Raw genomic sequence first — 4,920 nt, 5'->3', positions numbered from 1 at the left:
CGCCCTCGATGGCCCGCCGCCTCATCGCCGAGGGCGCCGGTTCCTTCCACCGCGTCCTGACCGACCCCCGGGACGGCGCCCCGCTCGAAATCGGCCGGACCAGCTACCGGCTCACGACGGCCCAGCGCCACTGGCTCCGGCTCCGCGACAGCCGATGCCCGTTCCCCGGCTGCGCCAACCACTCCCTGGACAACGAGGCAGACCACCTCCTGGCCTGGGCCGACGGCGGCACCACCGGCATCTCCAACCTCGGCCAGCCCTGCCCGAAACACCACCGGCTTAAACACACCTCCGCCTGGACACCGTCCCGGGCCAGCAAAGACCACCCGCCGGGCTGGACCTCCCCGTCCGGACGCTACTACCCCAGCGAACACCAGGACTGGGAGCCACCCCGCTGGCCCGAGGACTGGCTGCCCCACATCCCGGCCACGGACACACGCCCGGAACCCGACCCCGACACGGGCCCGGATCAAGGCTTGCCCGCGTATCCAGGACATAGTCTCGAGCCGGAACCGCTCCCGGACGACCATCCCGGCCACGATCCCGTCCCGGAGCCCGACATTGAACTGCCTCCGGACCCCTTCCCGGACTGGCACCAATTCATCGCCGGGCACCCATTTGCCGACACGGAAACGGACGACCCGGGCTGGCCGGCACTTCTGGGCAGCTCTTCCGCGAAGGACCGCCCGCTCCAATGTGCGTGAGCCGCTGGTCGTGTGCCTTCCGGTTCTTTGGGTCGGAGGGATCGGCGCGACGCCGCCGCCACGACGGCGTTGAAGAACCCAGCTTTGCTCAACGAAGCTCAGCTGGACACGATGGCGGCCAGCGAGAACGCTTGCCGCCATCGGGCTATCGGTTCTGACAGCTCAGGAGTAGTCGTAGAACCCTTTGCCGGACTTCCGTCCCAGCTCGCCGCGCTCCACCATGTCGCGGAGGATCCGGGGCGGGGCGAAGCGTTCGCCGAGGGTTTCATGCAGGTACTCGGCGATTCCGAGGCGCACGTCCAGCCCGACGATGTCCGTGGTGCGCAGTGGTCCGGATGCGTGCCGGTAGCCGAGTTCCATGGCGGCGTCGATGTCCTGGGCGCTGGCCACGCCCTCCTCCAGCATCCTCATGGCCTCCAGTGCAATTGCCACGCCAAGGCGCGAACTTGCGAAGCCGGGCGCGTCATTGACCACGATGGGAGTCTTACCGAGCCCGCGGACCCAGCCGGTGGCGGCGTCGGCGAGTTCAGGGGCGGACCGGGGGCCAAGAACGACTTCCACCAGCGTCGAGGCCGGGACCGGATTGAAGAAGTGCAACCCGCACAGCCGTTCCGGCCGGCCGAGCGAGTCAGCCAGGTCGGTGACGGAGAGCGAGGACGTGTTGGTTGCAATCCAGGCATCCGTGCCCAGGTGGCGCTCCACGTTGAGCAGGGCATCCTGCTTAAGCTTGAAGTCCTCCGGCACGGCTTCGACAACAAGGCCCGCCCCGCCGAAGTCGACGGCGTCCGTGGAGACCGCGAACCGGCCCAAGAGCGACTCCAGATCCTCGAGAACGGCGGCCTTCTCCAGGGCCTTGGCCAGCGTTACTCTCACGCGGTCGCGGGCCGCTGCGGCTGCGGCCTCGTCCCGTTCGACTATTGTCACCGCAGCTCCGGAGACAAGGAAAGCGTGGGCGATGCCCGCGCCCATCCGGCCTCCGCCGAGAACGCCTACCCTCGTGGGGACGCCCTGGGTTTCAAGTGGGGGAGTGGAAGGGGTCATTAGTTGGTTCCTTTGCGTTGTTTTCGGTCCAGAAACGCCTGCATCCGCTCAAATTTTGCCTCTGATTCAAAGAGGATCCCTTGGGCGAGTTCGTCAATGGCCGGGTGTGCTGACCTTGGGGCGTGGAGGACGCTCTTGGTGAGGCGGACCGCGAGTGGATCCTGGGATGCGATCCGGGCCGCGAGTGCGAAGGCCGCGGGGATCAGCTGGTCTGGTTGATGCAACTCCGTGACCAGCCGAACAGCCATTGCCTCAGCGCCGTCGAGCACTTTTCCGGTGAGCAGGATTTCCTTGGCCAAAGGCTCGCCGACGAGCTCCACGAGGCGCCAGCCTGCGCCGGCGGCGGCGAGGATGCCCAGACCGGTTTCGGGGTTGCCGATCTTTGCCCGTGGCGTCGCAATCCGGAAATCCGCCGCATAGGCCAGCTCAGCGCCGCCGCCGAGCGCAAACCCGTCAATGGCTGCGATCACTGGCATCGGCAGCCTGGAGATTCGCTGGAAGAGGCCGGAATTGATGCCGGCCAGGGCATCATCACGGCGGCGTTCGCGGAGTTGGGCGATGTCGGCTCCGGAGGCGAAGACGCCGCCGGAGGGAAGCTGCGCCCCGGAGAGGATGAGTATTTTGGGATTGCGCTCCAAATCCGCGCATACAGTGTGCAATTCGTCCACCATGAGCTGGTCTATGGCGTTGCGGACTTCTGGCCTGTTGAGTTCGACATGGACGGTCGCGTCGGCGTCGTGGATTTTGATCGTCTTCACCAGCCCACCATGGCATCGTTTATTACACAGCGTCCAATACCTAATGGACCGGCCGTTATTGTCGGAATTGGATAGATCAGGCCCGAGGGCAGTCACTCTCGACGCCGTCATTGATCCAAAATCCTCATTGATCTTGAGGCTAATAAGTATTGGACTGCATAGCCGGAAGCTGGGATCGTGATTGCTAAGACAAAGACGTACCTGCAGAAAGAGTTCCGGATCATGAGCAACTACGCGACCATCAACCCGGCAACCGGAGAGCGCGTTGCCGAGTTCCCGACACTCACCGACGAGGAAGTGCAGGATGCGCTCAAGCGCTCCTTCACGGAATACCGCACCTGGCGCTCCACTCCGCTGGCGGAACGGGCCGCAGTGCTGACCCGCGTGGCCGAGCTGCACCGCGAACGTTCCGAAGAACTCGCCGCCTTGCTGACCCTGGAGATGGGCAAGCCGATCGCCGAAGCACGCGGCGAGGTTGCCCTCGTGGCCTCGATCTACGCCTACTATGCGGACAACGCCGAGCGCTTCCTCCGCGATGAACCCTTGGAGATCCGGGGACCCGGCTCGGCCGTGGTCCGCACCGAACCCATCGGACCGCTGGTCGGGATCATGCCCTGGAACTTCCCCTACTACCAGGTCACCCGCTTCGCCGCACCCAACATAGTGCTGGGCAACACCGTGATCCTCAAGCACTCACGCAACTGCCCGCAGTCGGCGCTGGCCATCGAGGCGGTCTTCCGCGACGCCGGGCTGCCGGCCGATGTCTACATCAACGCGTTTGCCACCAGCGGCCAGATCGCCACCATGATCGCCGACCCCCGGGTGCAGGGCGTCTCCCTGACAGGCTCCGAGAAGGCCGGATCCGCCGTGGCAGAAATTGCCGGACGCCATCTGAAGAAGTATGTACTGGAGCTCGGCGGCTCCGATCCGTTTATCGTGCTGCCCGATGCCGATCTGGACAAAGCCGTAGCCGGCGCCGTGGCTGGCCGCATGTACAACGGTGGTCAAGCCTGCACTGCGTCCAAGCGCTTCATCATCGTCGGCGACATCTACGACGAGTTCCTGCGCCGCTACACCGAGGCCATGTCCAAGATCGCACCGGGCGACCCGACCGATGGGCAGACGACCTTCGGGCCGCTGTCATCCCGGGCCTCCGTCGATGACATCGCCGAGCTGGTCCAGGACGCCGTCTCCAAGGGCGCGACCGCAGTCACGGGTGGAGGCGCCCCCAACGACTCGGGCGCCTACTACCCCGCGACCGTCCTGACCGGTGTGACGCCGGACATGCGGGCTTACTCGGAAGAGATCTTCGGCCCGGCCGCCGTGGTTTACCGGGTGGACTCTCCCGAAGCCGCTGTTGACCTGGCCAACGACTCGCCTTTCGGCCTCTCAAGCTCCATCTACACCGCGGATGTTGAGGCCGCCCGGCAGCTTGCCGAACAGCTGGAGACCGGAATGGTCTGGATCAACAGCATCAGCCGCAGCGCCGCCGACCTTCCGTTTGGCGGGGTGAAGCGTTCCGGCGTCGGACGTGAACTGGCGCAATACGGAATCAATGAGTTCGCCAACAAGAAGCTGATCCGGATCCCGGCAGCGTAGGCCCGCTCGAATCACAGCCAAGTCGCCGAGGGCGGCCAGCCAGCCCAAGGCAGCAGCAGGGGGTCGTTTTGCGCCCTCAAACCACCCCTGCTGCTGCGTAGTTGGGCGCCACAGAACTTAGAGGAAAATCATGAATCAGGCATTTATCTATGACGCTGTGAGGACGCCGTTCGGGAAGTTCGGTTCCGGCCTCGCCGGGATCCGCCCGGATGATCTCGCCGCGCACGTGATCCGCGAATCCGTGAAGCGCGCCCCGGCCCTGGACGTGGAGCGGATCGATGAGGTGGTGTTCGGCAACGCGAACGGCGCCGGCGAGGAGAACCGCAACGTCGCCCGGATGGGCACCCTGCTGGCCGGGCTGCCGGTCTCGGTCCCGGGCACCACGGTCAACCGGCTCTGCGGGTCCTCCCTGGACGCGGCGATCATCGCCTCCCGCCAGATCAACACCGGCGACGCCGAGCTGATGCTGATCGGCGGCGCCGAATCGATGTCCCGCGCCCCCTGGGTGCTGCCCAAGACCGAGAAGCCCTACCCGGCCGGGGACCTGACCCTGGCCTCCACCACGCTGGGCTGGCGGCTGGTGAACCGGGCCATGCCGAAGGACTGGACCATCTCCCTGGGCGAGGCCACCGAACGGCTCGCCGAGAAGTACGGCGTGACCCGGCAGGCGCAGGACGAGTTCTCCGCCGCCTCCCACAACCTCGCCGCCGCGGCCTGGGACGAGGGGTTCTACGACAACCTCGTCGTCCCGGTCCCGGGCACGGACCTGGTCCGCGACGAGGGCATCCGTCCCGGGTCCTCGGCGGAGAAGCTCGCCG

At 66.1% G+C, this 4,920-nt stretch carries 5 protein-coding genes; 3 read left to right on the top strand and 2 right to left on the bottom strand.

The window, feature by feature from the left end:
• Nucleotides 1–704, top strand: a 704-nt coding sequence (locus tag AC1DKN_RS20925) for an HNH endonuclease signature motif containing protein (protein WP_476872401.1), incomplete at its 5' end; no start/stop codon positions are given.
• Nucleotides 705–866: 162 nt separating this feature from the next.
• Here AC1DKN_RS20925 and AC1DKN_RS20920 read toward each other — a convergent pair.
• Both AC1DKN_RS20920 and AC1DKN_RS20915 read right to left on the bottom strand, forming a co-directional pair.
• Nucleotides 867–1,745 (bottom strand): 3-hydroxyacyl-CoA dehydrogenase family protein, encoded by an 879-nt coding sequence (locus tag AC1DKN_RS20920; protein ID WP_476872400.1) that lies wholly within the window; start codon nucleotides 1,743–1,745, stop codon nucleotides 867–869.
• The gene (locus tag AC1DKN_RS20915; protein ID WP_476851114.1) at nucleotides 1,745–2,503 is read right to left on the bottom strand and encodes an enoyl-CoA hydratase/isomerase family protein; all 759 of its coding nucleotides are present in this window, start codon (nucleotides 2,501–2,503) and stop codon (nucleotides 1,745–1,747) included. Before AC1DKN_RS20915 ends, AC1DKN_RS20920 begins: the two co-directional genes overlap by 1 nt.
• A gap of 177 nt (nucleotides 2,504–2,680) precedes the next feature.
• Here AC1DKN_RS20915 and AC1DKN_RS20910 point away from each other — a divergent pair, with 177 nt between their 5' ends.
• A complete protein-coding gene (locus AC1DKN_RS20910) occupies nucleotides 2,681–4,102 on the top strand; it encodes an NAD-dependent succinate-semialdehyde dehydrogenase (RefSeq protein WP_476872399.1) in 1,422 nt (473 codons plus the stop codon).
• Nucleotides 4,103–4,232: 130 nt separating this feature from the next.
• A partial coding sequence (locus tag AC1DKN_RS20905; RefSeq protein ID WP_476872398.1) for a thiolase family protein occupies nucleotides 4,233–4,920 on the top strand: 688 nt, incomplete at its 3' end.

It is taken from the genome of Arthrobacter sp. 01N444 (assembly GCF_056399305.1).
Note: the sequence above shows the minus strand (reverse complement) of the source record. Positions and strands in the feature narration are given on the sequence as shown.